This is a genomic window from Acidovorax sp. GW460-11-11-14-LB4 (assembly GCF_059423685.1).
On sequence record NZ_JBWKYJ010000022.1, the window covers coordinates 42,636 to 62,207 of the forward strand.

Genomic DNA, 19,572 nt, shown 5'->3' on the forward strand with positions numbered 1-19,572 from the left:
GCCCCATGCTGATCGAGACCCTGGACACTGCCCGCGACCTGGGGCGCCTGAAGGAAATCCTGGGCGTGATGGTGCGCCACGGGTTTGGCGACACCGTGCGCCGCCTGGGCCTGGCCGACCGGCTGGAGCGCGCGGGCCAGGCACTGAACTGGACCCACGCAGCAGACCTGGCCCGCGTGGAGCCGCCCGTGCAGGTGCGCCTGGCGCTCGAAGAGCTGGGCCCCGCGTTCGTCAAGTTTGGCCAGATCCTCGCGGGCCGGGCCGACCTGTTTGGCCCGGAGTGGATTGCAGAATTCGAGAAACTGCACAGCCAGGTGCCCGCTGTGCCCATCGATGCGCTGCGCCCGCAACTGCGCGAAGACCTGGGCGCCGAACCCGAAGCCGTTTTTGCCTGGTTTGACACCACGCCGCTGGCCGCCGCATCGATTGCGCAAGTGCACCGCGCACGCCTGCAGGACGGCAGCGAAGTCATCGTCAAGATCCGCCGCCCCGGCATCGCCGACACCATCCAGGCCGACCTGCGCCTGCTGCAGCGCCTGGCCGCGCTGGCCGAGGCAGAGCTGCCAGCGCTCAAGCCCTACCGGCCCCAGCAACTGGTGCGCGAGTTCGCGCGCTCGTTGCGCCGCGAGCTGGACCTGGCCGGCGAATGCCGCCAGGCCGAACGCATTGCCACCAACATGGCCGCACTGCCTCACATCGTGATCCCGCGCGTGCACTGGGCCTACACGCGCGAGCGCATCAACGTGCAGGACTTCATCGACGGCACACCCGGCGGCGCCCTGGCCGCGCTGACGCCCGAGGCCGGTTTTGACCGCACGGTGCTGGCGCAGCGCGGCGCGCAGGCGGTACTTCAGATGATCGTCAAGGACGGCGTTTTCCACGCCGACCCGCACCCGGGCAACGTGTTCTACCTGCCGGGCAACCGCATTGCCTTCATCGACTTTGGCATGGTAGGCCGCCTGTCGCAGCGCCGGCGCGACGAGTTGCTGCAGCTGCTGCTGGGCCTGGTGGAGCACCAGCCCCAGGCCGTGGCCGATGTGCTGCTGGACTGGACGGGCGACGCGCAGGGCCTGAACCTGGGCCAGCTCGAAACCGAGATCGAGGCCTTTGTGGACCAGTACCACGGCGTGCCCCTGGCGCAGCTGAGCCTGGGACAGATGCTGGCCGACGTGACGGCCATCCTGCGTGAACACCACCTGGGCCTGCCGTCCGATCTGGCGCTGCTGATCAAGGCCTTCATCTCGCTCGAAGGCATTGGCCGCAACCTCGACCCGGACTTCCACATGGCGACCGAAGCCCTGCCGCTGCTCAAGCAGGTGGTGCGCGCACGCTACGAGCCCAAGGTGCTGGCCGGGCGGGCCTGGAGCACCTTGCGGCGCGCGCTGGCCACGGTGGAGCAGTTGCCGGACGACATCGGGCGGCTGCTGCGCAACGCGCGGCGCGGGCACCTGCAGGTGGGCATCGATCTGGCGCACCTCAAGCGTGTGGGCGACCAGATCGACCGGTCAGCCAACCGTTTGGCAATGGCGCTGGTGATTGCGGCGCTGATCATCGGCTCGTCCATCGTGATGACCGTGAAAGGCGGGCCCACGCTGTTCGGCCTGCCAGCGTTTGGCTTCCTCGGTTTCTTTGGTGCGGTGGTGTGTGGCCTGTGGCTGGTGCGGGCCATCTGGCGCAGCAGCCACCACCGCGATGATGACTGAACGCTGCATACCACCGGTTTAAAAAGCACACGCCGCGCTACCCCACCAGGCAGACAGACGCGGCGCGTGCACACACTCGCAGCCAGACGGCCGCCCGCGTTCAGGGCAGCCCAAACCCCAACCGTTGCAATACCGCCTGAGCAGGCGGTTGGCGCAGCGCACTGGCAAATGCCTGGGCCGCAGCGGGCGCATCTGAACGCACAGTCAGGCCGTAGGCGGCGCCCACCTGCAGTGCGGTCGGCAGCTGCACCACGCGCAGGCGCGGCACCTCGGCCTGGGCGGCCACTGCGTTGGTGCAGTAGGTCAAAAACACATCGGCCTGGCGCTGGTCCATCACCCAGGCATAGGTGCCCCGGCCCGCAGGCGGCTTGGGCGAATCCGCACCGCCGGTGAGTTTCAGGGCCTTGGCGTCCAGCTGGGCATACGCACCCGGCTGAACCTTGTCGGCCTGGCGGAACAGCGCCCACGCGTAGTCGCCCGACGGGTCGGCCTTGGGCGTGGACGTGCCCACGCGCACGTCACTGCGCAGCAAGGTGGCCAGCAAGGTGTCGGGGGTGGCGCTGATCTGTTCGCTGGTCAGCGCACACAGCGCGTTGCGCGTGAACACCACGGGCGCCTGCCAGCCGCCCCGGGCCGCCAGGTGCTGTGGGTGGTCGGTGTCGGCCGAGGCAAAGACCTGTGCGGGCTCGCCCTTCTCGATGCGCTCGCGCAGCAGGCCCGAGGCGCCAAAGGTCAGCGCCACCTTCTGGCCGGTGCGGGCCTCTTGGTCGCGCGCGATCTCGGTGAACGCTTCGCGCAGGCTGCCAGCGGCATACACCTGCACGGGGGCAGCGTCAGCCATGGGCGCCTGGGCGGGCGCGGCCACACAACCGGCCACGGCCCAGGCCAGCCCGGCGGCGGCAGCGGCTACCGCCGCGGGTGAACGGTTTGCCATGGAGACCGCTCACTGCGCTGCGTTCGGGAAGAACAGCTGCTCGCCACCGATCTTGTAGCCCGCAATGGCCTGCTGGCCGGCGGGAGACACCACCCAGTCCACAAACTTCTGCGCGTCTTGTGTCTTCACATGCGGGTGCTTGGCGGGGTTCACGACCATCACGCCGTATTGGTTGAAGAGCTTGGTGTCGCCCTCGACCAGAACGGCCAGGTCCGCGCGGTTCTTGAAGTTGAGCCAGGTGCCACGGTCGGCCAGCACATAGGCGCCGCTTGACGCCGCGATGTTGAGCGCTGGCCCCATGCCGCAGCCACATTCCTTGTAGCCGCTGCTTTTTGAGGTATTTGCAGCCTCGGCACCGGCCAGCTTCCAGTAGCGCAGCTCGGCCGCGTGGGTGCCGCTCTTGTCGCCGCGCGAGATGAAGTTGCCATTGGCGGCAGAGAGCTTCTGCAGCGCTTGCACGATGTCCTTGCCTTTGGTGCCCACCGGGTCGTTCTTGGGGCCGATGAGGATGAAGTCGTTGTACATCACGGGGTAGCGCTTCACGCCCCAACCATCGGCCACAAACTTTTCTTCGGCCACCTGGTCGTGCACGAATAGCACGTCCGCGTCGCCCCGGCGTGCCATATCGAGCGCCTGCCCCGTGCCCAGCGCCACCACTTTGATGTCCAGGCCGCTGGCCTTCTTGAACTCTGGCAGCAGGTAGCCAAACAGGCCCGACTGCTCGGTGGAGGTGGTGGATGCCATGGTGATGCTCTGCGCAAACGCTGAACCCGACGCTACCAAAACAATAGCTGCCAGCGCTTTGGACACTAGCGCTCCCGCGCGAAAAGTCTTGAAATCCGTCATACCAGCTCTCCTTTGACAAACAATCGGGCGGCCTCCGGCAATGGGCCATTGAAAAAGTCATGCACCGGCAAGTCCGCCACCAGACGGCCGTGCTCCATGTAGATCACGCGGCTGGCCAGGCGCTTGACCTGGCCCAGGTTGTGGCTGCTGAACACCATGGTCACGGGGTGCGCAGGACCAGCAGCGCCATGGCTGGCCGCAAAGTCGGCCATCAGGGCCTCGACCTCGCGCTTGGCATGGGGGTCGAGGCTGGCGGTGGGCTCATCGAGCAGCAGCACATCGGGCCGCAGGGCCCATGCACGGGCCAGCGCCACACGCTGCTGCTGGCCGCCCGACAGGGTGCGCGCGTTCTGCGCTGCAATGCCCTGCAGGCCCACCCGCTGCAAGGCCGTCAGGGCCAGCGGGCGCGCATCGCGCCAGCGGGTGCCGCGCAGCCACAGGGCCAGGGCCACGTTGTTCTGGGCACTGGTGCGCAGCATGTGCGGGCGCTGGAACAGCATGGCCTGGCGCAGCGACGCATCGCATTGCAGGCCGCCCCCATGCGTGTCGGCCAGGCCATGCAGCACGCGCAGCAAGGTGCTCTTGCCACTGCCGTTGGCGCCCACCAGCGCCACGCGCTCGCCGGGTGCGATGCGCAGCGTGACCTGGTCCAGCGCCTGCACGCGGCCGTAGCGCACAGTCACCTGCCGCAGGTCCACCCAGGGGGTTGGCAAAGGCCCGCTCATGCAGCCACTCCCACCGGCGTGCTGGAGGCCGAGCCATCCACCCGCTCGCGCCAGCGCCTCAGCAACGCAATCAGCACATTGAGCGCCAGCACCACGGCCAGCAGGATCATGCCCAGCGCCAGTGCCAGCGGCAGGTCGCCCTTGCTGGTCTCCAGCGCGATGGCGGTGGTCATCACGCGCGTGAAGCCGTCGATGTTGCCACCCACGATCATCACGGCGCCGACCTCGGAGATCGCGCGGCCAAACGATGCCAGCAGCACGGTGAGCAGCGCATACCGCTCGTCCCACGCCAGCAGCAGGCTGCGCAGCAGCGGGCCGGCGCCCATGGAGCGCAGCTGCTCGCCATGCGCGCGCTCGGCGTCTTCCACCGTCTGGCGCGTGAGCGCGGTGACCACCGGCAGCACCAAGATAGCCTGCGCCAGCACCATGGCCTTGAAGCTGAACAGCCAGCCCAGCGACCCCAGCGGCCCGCTGCGCGAGAGCACCAGGTACACCACCAGCCCCACCACCACCGAAGGCACGGCCAGCAAGGTGTTGAGCACCGCCAGTACGGCGCCACGGCCAGTGAAGCGGGCCACGCCTAGCCAGGCGCCCAGCACCAGGCCCACCCCGCAGGCCATCAGACAGGCGGTGGCGCTGACAGACAAGGAGCGGCCCACGATGGTCCAGAGGACAGGGTCGGACGAGAGGGTGAGTTCAAGCGCTGTGCTCGCGCTTTCGGTGAGGGTGGACATGGGCCAGGGGATCGGTTTGGGCTATCGTAGGCACCCATCCAATATCCAGCGATATGAACTCCCGTGCATAGGGTCCAACTTCACTACACACTCAGCCGCGACGCGGGCACTGCGCTCATCCGCAATCCATTGCCCGAGCTGTTGCAGGCCGTAGCCGAGCGTGGCTCCATCTCGGGCGCTGCGCGCGCGCTGGACCTGTCCTACCGCCATGTCTGGGGCGCCCTCAAACGCTGGGAAGACCAGCTGGGCGGCGAATTGATCATCTGGGGCAAGGGCCAGTCAGCGCAACTCAGCGAGTTTGGCAGCAAGCTGCTATGGGCCGAACGCCAGGCCCAGGCCCGCCTGGCGCCCCAGATTGCCGCGCTACACGCCGACCTGGAGCGCGCGTTTGCCGTGGCCTTCGACCCCAACGCCCATGTGCTCACCCTCTATGCCAGCCACGACGACGCACTGGCTGCGCTGCGCGCCCATGCTGCCACGCAGACCGATGTGGGGGCGCTGCACCTCGACATCCGGTTCACTGGCAGCGTGGACGCCATCCGTGCGCTGAACGAGGGGCGGTGCACCCTGGCGGGTTTTCACACCGTGGCCGACGCGGCCGCGCAGTCGCTCACCGCGCGCACCTACCAGCCACTGCTACAGCCCGGGCTGCACAAGATCATTGGCTTCGCACAGCGCACCCAAGGGCTCATCGTGGCCCCCGGCAATCCGCTGGGTCTGCACAGCCTGGCCGATGTGGCCCGCACCGGCGCCCGCTTCATCAACCGGCCGCTGGGCTCGGGCACGCGGGTGCTGCTGGACGACCTGCTGGCCCAGGCCAGCATGGACCCAGAGAGCATCGTGGGCTACGCGCTCAACGAGCCCTCCCACACCGCCATCGCCCAGGCCGTGGCTGCAGGGGCTGCCGATGTGGGCATGGGCATCGAGCTGGCGGCCCGCGCGCGCGGGCTGGAGTTTGTCCCCCTGGTGCACGAGCGCTACCACCTGGCATGCCTGAAAGCCAGCCTGGACCAGCCCGCCACGCTGGCACTGCGCACCCTCTTGCAAACACCTGAATGGCTGGCACACATGACCACGCTGCCGGGTTACACCGCCTGGCACTGCGGCGAGGTGCAGGCCATGAGCACCGTGCTGCCGTGGTGGCAATTTGCGCGGAAAAAGCGTGCTTCCACGCCTAGGAAGAAACCCTAATTGCTGCAGTTTTGATAGCTGAAGAATGAGCAGCTGCTGCGGGATAACACCGTCACGCTGCTGTCAGACTCCGCCTACAGTGCTCCGTAGAATCGCGCCGTCGTCAAAGTGTGCCCTGCCGCAGCGCCTACCCGCGCGGGGCCCGGGCATCTCGCACACACAGCCTTTTTATTGGAGACACCATGCAGGCTCTATTGAAGTTATCAAGAGGGATCGACTGGATTAACACCCAGGTCGGCAAGTACGTGGTCTGGCTGATCCTGGCCTCCACGGTCATCAGCGGCGTGAACGCCGTGGTGCGCAAGGCGTTCAACATCAGCTCCAACGCCTTCCTGGAAGTGCAGTGGTACCTGTTCGCTGCGTCGTTCCTGTTGGCAGCTGGCTACACGCTGCTGCAAGGCGAGCACGTGAAGGTCGATGTGATCTCGAGCCGCTTTTCCAAGCGCACGCAGATCTGGATCGACGTGTTCGGCTACATCGTCTTTCTCACCCCCATGTGCCTGGCTGTGCTCTGGTATGGGGTTCCGTTCTTCACGCGCGCACTGGCGTCGGGCGAAATGTCCAACAACGCAGGTGGCCTGATCCGCTGGCCCGTGTACCTGATGATGCCCCTGGGCTTCACGCTGCTGTGGCTGCAAGGCATTTCTGAACTCATCAAGCGCCTGGGCTTCCTGCAAGGCCTGATCGAAGATCCGACGGTCAAGAAGGTCGAAAAGACGGCCGAGGAAGAACTGGCTGAATCCATCCGCAACCTGGCCGAAGCCGCCAAGGGCAACGGCAAGAACAAGGCCGAGGCTCACTGAGCGGCCCTACCAAGCGGAGCACACACCATGGAATTTTTGACCCATAACCTCGCCCCCATCATGTTCGCGGGGCTCATCTGCTTCTTGCTGGTGGGCTTCCCGGTCGCATTCAGTCTGGGCGCCTGTGGACTTTTCTTCGCCTTCATCGGCATTGAATTGAACGTACTTCCCGAAGCGCTGCTGCAAGCCGTGCCGCTGCGCATCTTCGGTATCATGCAGAACGACACCCTGCTGGCCATTCCGTTCTTCACGCTCATGGGGCTCATATTGGAGCGAAGCGGGATGGCGGAAGACCTGCTGGACACCATTGGCCAGCTGTTTGGCCCCATCCGGGGTGGCTTGGCGCTGGCCGTGATCTTTGTGGGAGCGCTGCTGGCAGCCACCACGGGCGTGGTGGCCGCGTCGGTGATATCGATGGGCCTGATCTCGCTGCCCATCATGCTGCGCTATGGCTATGACCGCCGACTGGCTGCGGGCGTGATTGCCGCGTCCGGAACCCTGGCACAGATCATTCCGCCGTCGCTGGTGCTGATCATCATTGCCGACCAGATGGGCCGCAGCGTGGGCGACATGTACAAGGGCGCCTTCCTGCCCGGCCTGATGCTCACCGGCTTCTATGCGCTGTACGTCATCCTGCTGGCAATCTTCAAGCCCCAATGGGTGCCTGCGATCCCGCCCGAAGCCCGTACGCTGCGCGACGACAACGGCAAGAGCGGTGTGACCTCCCTGCTGGTGCTGACCGGCATCTGCGTGGCAGCCTCGATGTATGTGGCCAAGAACATGCCCGCCCTGCACACCTGGTGGTCGGGTGAGGCGGTGGAACGCGTGGCGCTGGATGAAACCATCGTGGTGGCCATGTGCTTTGGCGTGGCCCTGGCCTTCGTGGTCGCCAGCATCAACAAGATCACCCGCCTGGGCCTGCTGTCCAAGGCTGCGGAACGCGTGACGTTCGTGCTGATCCCCCCGCTGCTGCTGATCTTCCTGGTGCTGGGCACCATCTTCCTGGGCGTTGCTACCCCCACCGAAGGCGGCGCCATGGGCGCACTGGGCGCGGGCATCATGGCCATCATCCGTGGCCGTCTGAGCTTCTCGCTGCTCAAGCAGGCCGTAACCACCACCACCAAGCTGTCGTGTTTTGTGGTGTTCATCCTGGTGGGCGCGACCATGTTCGGCCTGACCTTCCAGGGCGTGGACGGCCCGCTGTGGGTAGAACACCTGCTGACCGGCCTGCCCGGTGGCCAGCTGGGCTTCCTGATCGTCGTGAACATCATGGTGTTCTTCCTGGCGTTTTTCCTGGACTTCTTTGAGCTGTCCTTCATCGTGGTGCCTCTGCTGGCCCCGGTGGCCAACAAGCTGGGCATCGACCTGATCTGGTTCGGGGTGCTGCTGGCCGTGAACATGCAGACCTCGTTCATGCACCCACCGTTCGGCTTCGCGCTGTTCTACCTGCGCAGCGTGGCCCCGGCGAAGGAGTACCTCGACAAGGTCACCAAGAAGATGATTGCGCCGGTGACCACGCCGCAGATCTACTGGGGTGCCATCCCGTTCCTGATCATCCAGTTGATGATGGTGGGCCTGATCATCGCCTTCCCTGGCATCGTCTCCAGCGGCCTGGACAAAGAAGAGGTCTACGACCTGGACAAGGTCCGCATGGAAATGGAAGCCACCATACCCGACGCGGCCGGAGCCCCCGAGGCCACCGACCCCACCGCAGGCATGGAAGGCGCTGGAGCTGCCCCTGGCGATACTGCGGCCCCCGCTGCAGACGACCCGCTCAAGGCCCTGCAAGACTCGATGGCCAACGAGAAGAAGTGATCCGAACCGCACAGGGCTGTTGACCAGCCCCTGAAGCAACCATAGCCCCGGCAGATGTCATCTGCCGGGGCTTTTTTCATGGACCTATGGCGTGCAGAGCGTGCTCAAAGACAGGACCGTCAACGAACGGCTCGACGTCGCCGTCCCCAAAACCCAAGGACCCACAGCAAAACGACCGCCACGCGTTGAGACATTGGCTTCTTCGCGCCACTTAACCCGCTGGCAAGCGTCTGCCTGTGGCGCTAAACGGACTTTGCACACCACGGGAAGCGATGGCCTCAACCCCCCTTGGTATCCCATCAGAAACGTTTGCACCGAGGGATCACGCAGACCTGCCGATCACATCAACAAGGGCGACACCTTGAGCGCCAGCCGACCGAACATCGCCGGGCATCCCGGCGGCATCATCTGCCCCGCAGTACGGCGGGGCCGAGAACCCCACCCCATACCATCCACCAGACGCAAAAAAACCCGCCAGGCGAACCAGGCGGGTTTTCTGATCGACATGCCCTGCGGCTTGCGCCGCAGCCGGGCTATCAGATCTTCTGTGCAGACATGAAGGTGTCGTAGCGGGCTTCTGCAAAGCGGAACCAGAGGATCTGGTCGCGCTGGAAGGCACGCATGTCGGCGTAAATCTTCTTCCATTCGGGGCTCTTGGCGTCGTTCTCGGCGAACACTTCCATCGAAGCCTTGAACGAAGCGTCCATCACAGCTTGCGAGAAAGGCAGCACCTTGGTCTTGGCTGCCACGAGCTGCTTCAGGGCCGTGGGGTTCAGCGCGTCGTACTTGGCCAGCATGTCCACATGGGCCACGTTGGTTGCGGCTTCGATGATGGCCTTGTTCTCAGCCGACAGGCCGTCAAACGCCTTCTGGTTGACGAAGAAGTCCACTTCAGGACCGCCTTCCCACCAGCCGGGGTAGTAGTAGAACGGAGCGACCTTGTTGAAGCCCAGCTTCTGGTCGTCGTAAGGACCCACCCACTCGGCAGCGTCCAGCGTGCCCTTTTCGAGGGCTTGGTAGATTTCGCCGCCAGGGATGCTCTGGGGCACTGCACCCAGCTTCTGCATCACTTCACCGATCAGGCCGCCGCCCAGGCGCATCTTCATGCCCTTGAAGTCGGCAGGCGACTTGATTTCCTTGCGGAACCAGCCACCCATCTGCGTGCCGGTGTTGCCACCTGCAAAGCTGATCATGTTGAAGCCGCCGTAGAACTCGTTCATGAGCTTGCGGCCATTGCCGTGCAACATCCAGGCGTTCATCTGGCGGGCATTGAAGCCGAAAGGCACTGCCGAGCCCAGCGCGAAGGCGGGGTTCTTGCCGTAGAAGTAGTAAGGCACGGTGTGTGCCATTTCCACGGTGCCTTGTTGCACGCCGTCCACCACGCCGAAGGGAGGCATCAGCTCGCCACCAGCGTGCACGGAGATTTCAAACTTGCCGCCCGACATGGCCTTGACGGCCTTGGAGAACACATCAGCGCCGCCATAAATGGTGTCCAGCGACTTGGGGAAGCTGGAGGCCAGACGCCAGCGAATGGCAGCCTGGGCGTGGACGGCGGGCGCAGCGCCTGCAGCCAGCACACCGGCAATGCCAGCATGCTTGATGATTGAACGACGATCCATGAGGTTCTCTCCGATATATTGATTGCAAAACTTGGTGCGCACGCGTTGTGCACGGCCGACCAAGGACATGTTTCAGCCGGGACCATTGTAGGAACATGCCCCCCAGGACTTTTGCGGGTTTTCCCGCGAAAGTCCGGCGCCAACACACACCTTCAGGGTTCTGCAAGCATCTGCGCGACAGCGGTGCAAAGACCCTCCCAGCAACCAAGAGCCAACGCGCTGCGCTGACCGCAGCCCTCCGCCTTTTTAGCCCGCGCTGCCTGGCAAAAACCGCGCTGCAATCGATGCGCGAATGCCGGCTGCATCCAGTCCCTGCAACGCCAGCAACTTGACCGGGTCACCATGCTCAATGAAGACATCGGCCAGCCCGAGCTGCAACACGGGGCGCACGATGCCCATGGCGTTGAGCGCTTCGGTCACTGCACTGCCCGCACCACCCATGATGGCACCCTCTTCCACCGTCACAAGCGCATCGTGGCGCTCCGCCACTTCGCGCAGCAAGGCCTCATCGATGGGCTTGGCCCAGCGCATGTTGACCACGGTGGCATCGATCGCCTCGCCAACTTCGAGCGCGGGATACAGCAAGGTGCCAAACGCCAGGATGGCAATGCGGGGCGCCTTGCCGTCCGCATCACCCTTGCGCTCGCGGCGGATCTCGCCTTTGCCGAACGGCAGGCCATCGAGCGCAGCCAGCGGCGCCACACCCGCGCCGCTACCACGCGGGTAACGCACAGCCACGGGGTGATCCTGTTCAAACGCACTGCTGAGCAACTGGCGGCATTCGCGCTCGTCGGCGGGGCAGGCCATGCTCATGTTCGGAATGCAGCGCACGAATGGGATGTCATAGGCGCCTGCGTGCGTGGCACCGTCGGCGCCCACCAGGCCCGCACGGTCCAGTGCAAACACCACGGGCAGGTTCTGCAAGGCCACGTCGTGGATCAACTGGTCGTAGCCACGCTGCAAAAACGTGGAGTAGATGGCCACCACGGGCTTCACCCCCTCGCAGGCCATGCCCGCAGCGAACGTGACAGCGTGCTGTTCGGCAATGCCCACGTCGTAGTAGCGGTCCGGAAAGCGCTTTTCGAACTCGACCATGCCCGAGCCCTCGCGCATGGCGGGCGTGATGCCCACCAGGCGGGGGTCCTGCGCCGCCATGTCACACAGCCACTGGCCGAACACCTGGGTGAAGGTCTGCTTGGGCGGCGTGGCGGGCTTGGTCAGGCCCACGGAGGGATCGAACTTTCCGGGGCCATGGTAGGCCACGGGGTCGGCCTCGGCCAGCTTGTAGCCCTGGCCCTTCTTGGTGACCACGTGCAGGAACTGTGGGCCCTTGAGGCTCTTGATGTTCTCCAGCGTAGGGATCAGCGAATCGAGGTCGTGCCCGTCGATGGGGCCGATGTAGTTGAAGCCGAATTTCTCGAACAGCGTGGCGGGCACCACCATGCCCTTGGCCTGTTGCTCGAAGCGCTTGGCAAATTCGAGCAGGGGCGGCACGGGGCGCAAAACGGTCTTGCCCACGTTCTTGGCGGCGGCGTAGAACTGCCCACTCATCAGTTGCGCGAGATAGCGGTTGAGCGCGCCCACGGGCGGGCTGATGCTCATGTCGTTGTCGTTCAGCACCACCAGCAGGTTGCAGTCGGCCACACCCGCGTTGTTGAGCGCCTCGAACGCCATACCGGCACTCATCGCGCCATCTCCAATGATGGCCACGGCATGGCGGTTGTCGCCCTTGCGCTTGGCAGCCAGCGCCATGCCCAAGGCTGCCGAGATGCTGGTGCTCGAATGCGCTGTGCCAAAGGTGTCGTAGATGCTCTCGGCCCGTTGCGGAAAGCCGGAGATACCGCCCAGCTGGCGCAGCGTGTGCATGCGGTCGCGGCGGCCGGTCAGAATCTTGTGCGGGTAGGTCTGGTGGCCCACATCCCACACCAGGCGGTCTTCCGGGGTGTTGAAGACATGGTGCAAAGCCACGGTCAGCTCCACCGTGCCCAGGTTGGAGCTGAGGTGGCCACCGGTCTGCGACACGCTCTGCAGCACGAACTCGCGCAACTCGGTCGCCAGCACCTTGAGGTCCGCGCGCGAGAGCCGGCGCAGGTCTGCCGGGTCATTGATGGTCTGCAGCAAGGGGAAGGGTGTCGTGGACATTGACTATTCTTTTGATAGCTACGAGCGCAAGAGATTCAAGCACCAGCAGGCATTTGGACATTGAGAGAGTCGCCAGGGACCAGGGCCGGGCTCAGTGGGAGCGGCTCACGACCATGTCCGCCAGGGCTGCCAGGGCACGGGTGTCGGGCAAGCCACTGCGACCCAGGGCCGCACGGGCCTCGGCCAGCAGCTCCTGCGAGTAGGCCTGCGCACGCTCCAGACCGAGCAACGATACGTAGGTGGGTTTGTCTGCGGCCGCGTCCTTGCCCGCCGTTTTCCCCAGGGTGGCCGAGTCCGCCACCACATCCAGGATGTCGTCCACCACCTGGAACGCCAGCCCCATGGCAGCGCCATAGTCTGACAGGGCCTGGTAGGCGGTGGGCGCCGCGTGGCCACACAGGGCCCCCATGAGCACGCTGCCCTGGAGCAAGGCGCCTGTCTTGAGACGGTGCATCTGGCGCAGTTGCGCTTCGGTCAGCGCCACGCCCACGCTGGCCAGGTCAATCGCCTGACCGCCCGCCATGCCGGCCGAGCCCGCAGCCCGCGCCAGCAGCCGGCACAAAGCCGCCTGCGTGGCAGCGGGGATCAGGGTGTTGTCGGGGGTCAGCAGTTCAAACGCAAAGGCCTGCAGCGCGTCACCCGCCAGCAGGGCCTGGGCTTCGCCAAACTGCACATGCACCGTGGGTTTTCCACGGCGCAGCACGTCGTTGTCCATGCAGGGCATGTCGTCGTGGACCAGCGAATACGCGTGGATCAGCTCCACCGCGCACGCGGCCCGCAGGGCAGCTTCGTTCAGAGCTGCCTGAACCGCCGCGCCCTCGGGTGCCACGGAGTCCGAGGTGCCGCTGCGCGCCGCCTCGTAGGCAGCCAACACCAGCAAGGGCCGCAGGCGCTTTCCGCCGTCCAGGACGGCATAACGCATGGCGTCGCCCAGCCCTGCCGGAGCGCCGTCGCCCACCCACAAGGACAGCGCCTGCTCCACACGGCCGAGGTGATTCTGGCTCCAGAGATTCGTATCCAGGGGTGGGTTCAACACCGTCGAGGAAGTCATCGGCAATGCGCTCATTCCTGGTTCCATGGTTGCAGCTGGCCGTCGTCCAGCACCTTGATCTGGTCCTGCACGGCATCGAGCCGGTGGCGGCAAAAAGCCAGCAAGGCGGCGCCGCGCTGGTAGCCAGCCAGCATCTGGTCCAGCGGCAACTGGCCCGATTCAATGCGGGCCACGAGTTGCTCCAGCTCCTCCAGGGCCGCCTCGTAGCTGGCAGGTTCGGCGGGAGGAGCAGGGGTTGCGGGGGCCTTGGGCATGGAGGGGGCGGCAGTGCGCGGGTGAAAAACCGGTGATTTTAGGCGCAGCGCTGTGGCGCCCGTGTCAGACAGTGGCCGATCCGTGGGAGGTCTCTATTTTTCCGGAACCGGTGTTTTCTATTCACGTAGCGGGGGTGCGGGAATAACCCCACCGCCTATAATCCCATTCCCGTCGAGCCGGCTACCCACCCTAGCCGGTTTTCTTTTTCCAGATGCGCCTTCACGGGCGCACCTCCCGCACTCTCTCTGTGGGGAGTCTTTAGGTCAGGTCACCCATGTCTGATTTAAGTCTTCAACTGCAGCAGGCCGCAAGCCAACTACCAGTTTCGAGCTACTTTGATGATGCGCTGTTCCAGCGCGAGCTGGAGACCATCTTCCAGCGCGGGCCCCGCTATGTGGGGCATCAATTGGCTGTGCCCAACGCGGGCGACTACTACGCACTGCCCCAGGAGGGCGAGGGCCGCGCGCTGGTGCGCAACGCCCAGGGCGGTATCGAGCTGGTCTCCAACGTCTGCCGCCACCGGCAGGCGGTCATGCTCAAGGGCAAAGGCTCGCTGAACACCCAGCAAAAGGGCAGCGCGGGCGGCAACATCGTGTGCCCACTGCACCGCTGGACGTACAACCCCAAGGGCGAGCTGCTGGGCGCACCGCATTTCGCGCACGACCCGTGCCTGAACCTCAACAACTACAAGCTGCGCGAGTGGAACGGCCTGCTGTTTGAAGACAACGGCTACGACGTGGCTGCCGACCTCGCCCAGATGGGACCACGCGCCGACCTGGACTTTGACGGCTACGTGCTCGACCACGTAGAGCTGCACGAGTGCAACTACAACTGGAAGACCTTCATCGAGGTCTATCTGGAGGACTACCACGTGGGCCCCTTCCACCCGGGCCTGGGCAGTTTTGTCACCTGCGACGATCTGCGCTGGGAGTTCGGCAAGAACTATTCGGTGCAGACCGTGGGTGTAGCCAACCGCCTGGGCAAGGCCGGCAGCCCCGTGTACGAACGCTGGCACGAAGCCTTGCTCGCCTACCGCGAGGGCAAGCCGCCCAAGCATGGCGCCATCTGGCTCACGCTGTACCCGCACATCATGGTGGAGTGGTATCCGCATGTGCTCACCGTGTCCACGCTGCACCCCATCAGCCCGACCAAGACGCTGAACATGGTGGAGTTCTACTACCCCGAAGAAATCGCTGCGTTCGAGCGCGAGTTCGTCGAGGCGCAGAAGGCCGCCTACATGGAGACCTGCATCGAGGACGACGAAATCGGCGAGCGCATGGACGCGGGCCGCAAGGCCCTGATGGCACGCGGCGACAACGAGGTGGGCCCCTACCAAAGCCCCATGGAGGATGGCATGCAGCACTTCCACGAGTGGTACCGTGAGGCGATGGGCTCGGACACCATCGACCCGGCCACGCCAAAACGCTGAATACGGCGGCAAAACCCTGCCAATCTGCAGGCCCGCCGTGGTCTGCTCTCATTACAATAGCTGCCAGTGCTTAAAAACTAAGCGATGGCAGCTATTTTCATTTTTGCGCCCCACGGCGCGCTTCAAAAGATCACAACCCGATGCAAGCCCTCTGGATGGTGTTGGCCGCGTTCCTGTTTGCCAGCATGGGCGTGTGCGTCAAGATCGCCTCGGACTTCTTCAACTCCGCCGAGCTGGTGTGTTACCGGGGCCTCATCGGCATGTTGATTCTCTGGCTGCTGTCACGCTCGCAAAAAGTGACGCTGTCCACGCGGTACCCCGGCATGCACGCCTGGCGCAGCCTCGTGGGGGTGGCGTCGCTGGGCGCCTGGTTCTACGCCATTGCGCACCTGCCGCTGGCGACCGCCATGACGCTCAACTACATGAGCAGCGTGTGGATCGCGGCCTTCCTGGTCGGCGGCACGCTGCTGGCCTGGCGACCCTCCGCCGCCACGCCCCGGCCTGCGCTGCAAGGCCCGCTGGTGCTGACGGTGCTCACCGGGTTCGTGGGCGTGGTGCTGATGCTGCGCCCCAGCCTGGACCAGAACCAGGCGTTCGCCGGGATGATTGGCCTCATGTCCGGCTTGTCAGCCGCATTTGCCTACATGCAGGTGGTGGCGCTGTCGCGCCTGGGCGAGCCTGAGTCGCGCACCGTCTTCTACTTTGCGGTGGGCTCCGCGGTGGCGGGCGGCTTTGCCATGCTGTTCACCGGCATGTCGGACTGGCCGGGCTGGCAAGCGCTGTGGCTGCTGCCCATCGGGGTGCTGGCGGCTGGCGGGCAGCTGTGCATGACCAAGGCTTACGCCAGCGCCAAGACCCAGCGCGGCACACTGGTGGTGGCCAATCTGCAGTATTCGGGCATCGTGTTTGCCGCCGTCTACAGCGTGCTGTTGTTTGGCGACAAGATCCCGCCCATCGGCTGGATCGGCATGGCCCTCATCGTGGGCAGCGGCATTGTGGCCACCATCTTGCGGGCCCGGGCCGCGCCCGGCGCACCGGCCGAAGAACACTGACCGATACAAAAACCAATGCGCGCAGGCGAGGACAGTCTCCATCGGGATGGCCACAATGGAGGCCTCCCCGCCCAACCGGTTGCTTTGCACCTGATCTGCCGATGACCACCTACACCACGCTCATCTCCGCCCCCGACCTGCAAGCCCTCATCGCCAGCGGTGCGCCGCTGATGGTGTTTGACTGCAGCTTCGAACTCATGCAACCGACGGCCGGCGCGCAGCAATATGCGCAAGCCCATATCCCCGGCGCCGTGTACGCCAACCTCGACAATGACCTCAGCGCCAAGCATGGCGCACCTGGGGCCACCGGCACTGTGACGGCGCAGGAGGCCGACCAGCCCGCATCCGGCGGCCGCCACCCGCTGCCCAGCCGCGAACGGTTTGCCATGTGGCTGTCCAGCGTGGGTTTTGCCAACAACATGCAGGCCGTGGTGTACGACCGCCAGGGCGCCAACTACTGCGGCCGCCTGTGGTGGATGCTCAAATGGGCAGGCCATGACGCCGTGGCCGTGCTCGACGGCGGGCTGCAGGCCTGGCAGGCCGCCGGCGGTGCGGTCCACAGCGGAGAAGATCCGTCGCACTTCCAGTCCCACTTTGCACTGAACGAGCCCTTGCGCCAGCTGGCCACGGCCAGCGATGTCCTGGCCCGCCTGCAGCGCCCCGCAGACCAGACCGTGATCGACGCCCGCGCCGGCGCCCGCTACCGGGGCGAGGTGGAGCCGCTGGACCCGGTGGCCGGCCACATTCCGGGCGCGCTCAACCGCCCCTTTGCCGAGAACATCGGCGCCGACGGCCGCTTCAAACCCGCAGCCACACTGCGCGCAGAGTTCGACGCCTTGTTGGCAGGCCGCAATCCTGCAACCGTGGTGCACCAGTGCGGCAGCGGCGTGAGCGCCGTCCCCAATCTGCTGGCCATGGAGATTGCCGGCCTGGGGCACACCGCGCTGTTTGCGGGCAGCTGGAGCGAATGGTGTTCAGACCCCACGCGCCCGGTCGAAAAAGGATGAACAACGCCCGCTGCGTCGTCTAAAAACGTGTTCACGGTCTTTTCAAGGCCGCGCAAGCACCTTGCCGGATGGGATGCAAGGCGCGGTGCGCAGCCAATAGCCCGTGCTATGGCAAGCGCCGCAACGCCGCAGACCGTCCGGCAAGGCGCTTGCCCAAAGGGTTGGAGTGAAATCGGGCGATTGAACGCCCACGCGGCCCTGAAAAGACCGCGAACACGCTCTAACGAACGCCGCCAGTTGCAAAAGCGCAAAAAAGATGGCTTTGCAGGCGCTATCAAAACCATGAGCAGAATTCCGGGGTGGGTGTCTGTCAGTGCAGCAGACACGGCCCCCTGAAAAGCCAGCCGGCGCCTGATCTGCGTGTAGGGCAAATTCCTACACAGCCCACCGCGAAACCAGACACGCGGCACAGCCAAACCCCGACTTAATTTCTGATTGGGGCGGTTTCACAATCCATTTCAACGGATCACGCAAAACCTGCAGTCAGCAGGCCACGCAAGACCCGGTACTGGAAAAAAGGAAGCCGCCATGACCAACGAACAAATCCTCGCTGAAATCCGCGAAGCCAACCTCACCTACCTGATGCTGGCCCAAACCCTGATCCGTCAGGACAAGGCCGAAGCGGTTTTCCGTCTGGGCATGAACGAGGAGTCTGCCGATATTCTCGCTTCGCTGTCGGCAGCGCAAGTGATGAAACTGGCCTCCCGCAACACGCTACTTTGCAGCTTCCGCGTGGACGACAACCTGGTGTGGAGCTTGCTGACCAACCACTCGGCCAAGAAGGTGGGCAACGACGCCACCAACACCCTGCACGCCAACATCCTGATGGCCAGCCGCGTGTCGGAAGTGCTCTGAAGCACTAGCCCGCAGCGTTGTCCCGTTCTCACCGAAAGCCCGCCATGTCCTCCACCACCACCGCCGCCGCCAAAGCCCCTGTCAAAAGCGTTCTGAATGAATCCAAGCAGATCGAACGCGCAGCCATGCTGATCCAGATGGGCGCCCGCATGCAGGTGCTGGAGTCCGAGACCACGCTGTCGTATGAACGCCTGATCCGCCTGTACAAGGAGATCGCGGGCAAGTCGCCCTCCAAAGGCCAGCTGCCCTTCTCCACCGACTGGTTCCTGACCTGGCAAGAGAACATCCACAGCTCGCTGTTTTTGAACATCTACGAGTACCTGTCCAAGGGCGTGGACCTGGATTCGGTGGAGCTGCTGACCAAGGCCTACCGCCTGTACAACGAACAAGTCGCCACAGCCGAGATCGAACCCCTGCTGTCCTTCACCCGCGCCTGGCGCCTGGTGAAATTCGTGGACGCCGGCATGTTGACCCGCACCAAGTGCAGCCAGTGCAGCGGCCAGTTCGTGACCGAGCTGTACGAAAACCGCCATTTCACCTGCGGCCTGTGCAACCCACCCGCCCGTGCCGGCAAGAGCAAGACCGCCGGTGCGCTGATGTTGCATTGACACGTTGGCGTGTTTTTTGAGCCAAAAGCGCCCGATGCGCTAGTGCATATTGCCGCTCTAGCTATTGATTAGATAGCAAACAAATAAGGCCCTATTCGGGGCCTTTTTGCTTTCTGCTTTCTGCTTTCTGCTTTCTGCTGTCTGCCGATGGAATGTGGTGCGAGGGAGAACGCCGAGCCAGCCATCAACGCCCCGCAAGCAAGGTGCGCACGTTCTCGTCCACGGGCACCGCATAGTTGTGCGCCGCCATCACATGGTTGCCCACCGGGTTCACCAGCTTGAGGCTGATGTACACCACCGAGGCCGACACCGCGTACGTGCCCACGACCACGGCCTGCGCGTTCTGCGCCTGGCTGACTTCCCGCACCTCGCGCGACAGCAGCAACTCGCCCTGTTCGCGGTGCAGCACCAGGTTGTCGCGCAGCTTCACTTCCGTCACGCGCAGCCCGCGCTGCACCATGCGTCCCGCGATCTGCTCCGAAAAGATGCGCCCCAGCCGCGACGACTCGTTGAGCCGGTCCACATTGACCAGGGTGGCCACCAACAGCGGCTGGCTCGCGTCCAGCGGCGCGTTGAGGAGCAAGGCATCCGTTGCCCGGTCGTTCACCTCGATCAGGTCGGTGCGCGACACGCCACCCGCACTGTTGCCGTAGTAATAGCTGTGGACCGGGTTGGTCGAGCAGCCCTGCACCGCCAGGGCCGACACCACCACCATGCCCAAGCACCACGCGGACCTGAGCTTGCCGGGATGGAAACGGCGCATCATGGTGCCACCACCCGCCAGGTTTTAACGGGGGTGGGTG

Annotated in this window: 18 protein-coding genes; 9 read left to right on the plus strand and 9 right to left on the minus strand. The window is 64.9% G+C overall.

The window, feature by feature from the left end; translation table 11 throughout:
• Nucleotides 1-5 precede the first annotated feature (5 nt).
• Entirely contained in the window at nt 6-1,703 is a 1,698-nt protein-coding gene (locus AC07X4_RS10665) for an ABC1 kinase family protein (RefSeq protein ID WP_494740040.1), read from the plus strand.
• Between the two features lie 100 nt (nt 1,704-1,803).
• Here the strand turns inward: AC07X4_RS10665 and AC07X4_RS10670 are convergent, their stop codons facing one another.
• From AC07X4_RS10670 to AC07X4_RS10685, 4 genes are read right to left on the minus strand one after another with little or no spacing between them, the layout of a single operon-like run.
• Nucleotides 1,804-2,637: a molybdate ABC transporter substrate-binding protein gene (locus tag AC07X4_RS10670; protein WP_494740041.1), complete on the minus strand. Its 834-nt coding sequence runs from the start codon at nt 2,635-2,637 to the stop codon at nt 1,804-1,806.
• Nucleotides 2,638-2,646: 9 nt separating this feature from the next.
• Entirely contained in the window at nt 2,647-3,483 is an 837-nt protein-coding gene (locus AC07X4_RS10675; RefSeq protein WP_494740042.1) for an ABC transporter substrate-binding protein, read from the minus strand.
• Nucleotides 3,480-4,208: an ABC transporter ATP-binding protein gene (locus AC07X4_RS10680; protein ID WP_056066886.1), complete on the minus strand. Its 729-nt coding sequence runs from the start codon at nt 4,206-4,208 to the stop codon at nt 3,480-3,482. The genes AC07X4_RS10675 and AC07X4_RS10680 overlap by 4 nt, the downstream gene beginning before the upstream one ends.
• Nucleotides 4,205-4,942, minus strand: coding sequence for an ABC transporter permease (locus AC07X4_RS10685; protein ID WP_099730913.1), 738 nt, complete (start codon nt 4,940-4,942; stop codon nt 4,205-4,207). Before AC07X4_RS10685 ends, AC07X4_RS10680 begins: the two co-directional genes overlap by 4 nt.
• A gap of 63 nt (nt 4,943-5,005) precedes the next feature.
• On the opposite strand from AC07X4_RS10685, the gene AC07X4_RS10690 reads away from it, so the two are divergent.
• The 3 genes from AC07X4_RS10690 (at nt 5,006) to AC07X4_RS10700 (ending at nt 8,751) form a co-directional block, all read left to right on the plus strand.
• The gene (locus AC07X4_RS10690; RefSeq protein ID WP_260668191.1) at nt 5,006-6,133 is read left to right on the plus strand and encodes a substrate-binding domain-containing protein; all 1,128 of its coding nucleotides are present in this window, start codon (nt 5,006-5,008) and stop codon (nt 6,131-6,133) included.
• 182 nt (nt 6,134-6,315) lie between these two features.
• Nucleotides 6,316-6,936: a TRAP transporter small permease subunit gene (locus AC07X4_RS10695; protein ID WP_056748212.1), complete on the plus strand. Its 621-nt coding sequence runs from the start codon at nt 6,316-6,318 to the stop codon at nt 6,934-6,936.
• Between the two features lie 27 nt (nt 6,937-6,963).
• Nucleotides 6,964-8,751, plus strand: a complete 1,788-nt coding sequence (locus AC07X4_RS10700) for a TRAP transporter large permease (RefSeq protein ID WP_494740043.1) — start codon at nt 6,964-6,966, stop codon at nt 8,749-8,751.
• Nucleotides 8,752-9,287: 536 nt separating this feature from the next.
• Here AC07X4_RS10700 and AC07X4_RS10705 read toward each other — a convergent pair.
• The 4 genes from AC07X4_RS10705 to xseB all read right to left on the minus strand — a co-directional run bounded on the left by AC07X4_RS10705 (nt 9,288) and on the right by xseB (nt 13,817).
• Nucleotides 9,288-10,370, minus strand: a complete 1,083-nt coding sequence (locus AC07X4_RS10705; RefSeq protein ID WP_015015263.1) for a TRAP transporter substrate-binding protein — start codon at nt 10,368-10,370, stop codon at nt 9,288-9,290.
• Nucleotides 10,371-10,616: 246 nt separating this feature from the next.
• The gene (dxs, locus tag AC07X4_RS10710) at nt 10,617-12,512 is read right to left on the minus strand and encodes a 1-deoxy-D-xylulose-5-phosphate synthase (RefSeq protein ID WP_494740044.1); all 1,896 of its coding nucleotides are present in this window, start codon (nt 12,510-12,512) and stop codon (nt 10,617-10,619) included.
• A gap of 91 nt (nt 12,513-12,603) precedes the next feature.
• Nucleotides 12,604-13,578, minus strand: a complete 975-nt coding sequence (locus AC07X4_RS10715; protein WP_436077794.1) for a polyprenyl synthetase family protein — start codon at nt 13,576-13,578, stop codon at nt 12,604-12,606.
• On the minus strand, nt 13,575-13,817 hold the full coding sequence (xseB, locus tag AC07X4_RS10720) for an exodeoxyribonuclease VII small subunit (RefSeq protein ID WP_056066864.1): 243 nt from the start codon (nt 13,815-13,817) through the stop codon (nt 13,575-13,577). The genes AC07X4_RS10715 and xseB overlap by 4 nt, the downstream gene beginning before the upstream one ends.
• Before the next feature lie 275 nt (nt 13,818-14,092).
• Between xseB and AC07X4_RS10725 the strand changes: the two genes are divergently transcribed.
• The 5 genes from AC07X4_RS10725 to flhC all read left to right on the plus strand — a co-directional run bounded on the left by AC07X4_RS10725 (nt 14,093) and on the right by flhC (nt 18,769).
• Complete coding sequence (locus tag AC07X4_RS10725; protein WP_494740045.1) at nt 14,093-15,247, plus strand: aromatic ring-hydroxylating oxygenase subunit alpha; 1,155 nt, start codon at nt 14,093-14,095, stop codon at nt 15,245-15,247.
• A gap of 140 nt (nt 15,248-15,387) precedes the next feature.
• Nucleotides 15,388-16,299, plus strand: coding sequence for a DMT family transporter (locus tag AC07X4_RS10730; RefSeq protein ID WP_099730920.1), 912 nt, complete (start codon nt 15,388-15,390; stop codon nt 16,297-16,299).
• A 101-nt stretch (nt 16,300-16,400) separates the two neighbouring features.
• Nucleotides 16,401-17,306 (plus strand): sulfurtransferase, encoded by a 906-nt coding sequence (locus tag AC07X4_RS10735; RefSeq protein ID WP_494740046.1) that lies wholly within the window; start codon nt 16,401-16,403, stop codon nt 17,304-17,306.
• Between the two features lie 528 nt (nt 17,307-17,834).
• Nucleotides 17,835-18,161, plus strand: a complete 327-nt coding sequence (gene flhD / locus AC07X4_RS10740; protein WP_015015270.1) for a flagellar transcriptional regulator FlhD — start codon at nt 17,835-17,837, stop codon at nt 18,159-18,161.
• Between the two features lie 44 nt (nt 18,162-18,205).
• Entirely contained in the window at nt 18,206-18,769 is a 564-nt protein-coding gene (gene flhC, locus AC07X4_RS10745; protein WP_015015271.1) for a flagellar transcriptional regulator FlhC, read from the plus strand.
• Nucleotides 18,770-18,953: 184 nt separating this feature from the next.
• Here flhC and AC07X4_RS10750 read toward each other — a convergent pair whose 3' ends face one another.
• The gene (locus AC07X4_RS10750; RefSeq protein ID WP_056066854.1) at nt 18,954-19,535 is read right to left on the minus strand and encodes a FlgO family outer membrane protein; all 582 of its coding nucleotides are present in this window, start codon (nt 19,533-19,535) and stop codon (nt 18,954-18,956) included.
• Between the last annotated feature and the right edge of the window lie 37 nt (nt 19,536-19,572).

What these genes read in the sequence shown, in the direction of transcription:
- AC07X4_RS10680 (WP_056066886.1), bottom strand. Translation starts at nt 4,208, where the DNA reads ATGAGCGGGCCTTTGCCAACCCCCTGGGTGGACCTGCGGCAGGTGACT.
- AC07X4_RS10675 (WP_494740042.1), bottom strand. Translation starts at nt 3,483, where the DNA reads ATGACGGATTTCAAGACTTTTCGCGCGGGAGCGCTAGTGTCCAAAGCG.
- AC07X4_RS10750 (WP_056066854.1), bottom strand. Translation starts at nt 19,535, where the DNA reads ATGATGCGCCGTTTCCATCCCGGCAAGCTCAGGTCCGCGTGGTGCTTG.
- AC07X4_RS10700 (WP_494740043.1), top strand. Translation starts at nt 6,964, where the DNA reads ATGGAATTTTTGACCCATAACCTCGCCCCCATCATGTTCGCGGGGCTC.
- xseB (WP_056066864.1), bottom strand. Translation starts at nt 13,817, where the DNA reads ATGCCCAAGGCCCCCGCAACCCCTGCTCCTCCCGCCGAACCTGCCAGC.
- AC07X4_RS10665 (WP_494740040.1), top strand. Translation starts at nt 6, where the DNA reads ATGCTGATCGAGACCCTGGACACTGCCCGCGACCTGGGGCGCCTGAAG.
- AC07X4_RS10670 (WP_494740041.1), bottom strand. Translation starts at nt 2,637, where the DNA reads ATGGCAAACCGTTCACCCGCGGCGGTAGCCGCTGCCGCCGCCGGGCTG.
- AC07X4_RS10730 (WP_099730920.1), top strand. Translation starts at nt 15,388, where the DNA reads ATGCAAGCCCTCTGGATGGTGTTGGCCGCGTTCCTGTTTGCCAGCATG.
- AC07X4_RS10695 (WP_056748212.1), top strand. Translation starts at nt 6,316, where the DNA reads ATGCAGGCTCTATTGAAGTTATCAAGAGGGATCGACTGGATTAACACC.
- AC07X4_RS10705 (WP_015015263.1), bottom strand. Translation starts at nt 10,370, where the DNA reads ATGGATCGTCGTTCAATCATCAAGCATGCTGGCATTGCCGGTGTGCTG.
- AC07X4_RS10735 (WP_494740046.1), top strand. Translation starts at nt 16,401, where the DNA reads ATGACCACCTACACCACGCTCATCTCCGCCCCCGACCTGCAAGCCCTC.
- AC07X4_RS10715 (WP_436077794.1), bottom strand. Translation starts at nt 13,578, where the DNA reads ATGAGCGCATTGCCGATGACTTCCTCGACGGTGTTGAACCCACCCCTG.
- AC07X4_RS10725 (WP_494740045.1), top strand. Translation starts at nt 14,093, where the DNA reads ATGTCTGATTTAAGTCTTCAACTGCAGCAGGCCGCAAGCCAACTACCA.
- flhD (WP_015015270.1), top strand. Translation starts at nt 17,835, where the DNA reads ATGACCAACGAACAAATCCTCGCTGAAATCCGCGAAGCCAACCTCACC.
- dxs (WP_494740044.1), bottom strand. Translation starts at nt 12,512, where the DNA reads ATGTCCACGACACCCTTCCCCTTGCTGCAGACCATCAATGACCCGGCA.
- AC07X4_RS10685 (WP_099730913.1), bottom strand. Translation starts at nt 4,942, where the DNA reads ATGTCCACCCTCACCGAAAGCGCGAGCACAGCGCTTGAACTCACCCTC.
- flhC (WP_015015271.1), top strand. Translation starts at nt 18,206, where the DNA reads ATGTCCTCCACCACCACCGCCGCCGCCAAAGCCCCTGTCAAAAGCGTT.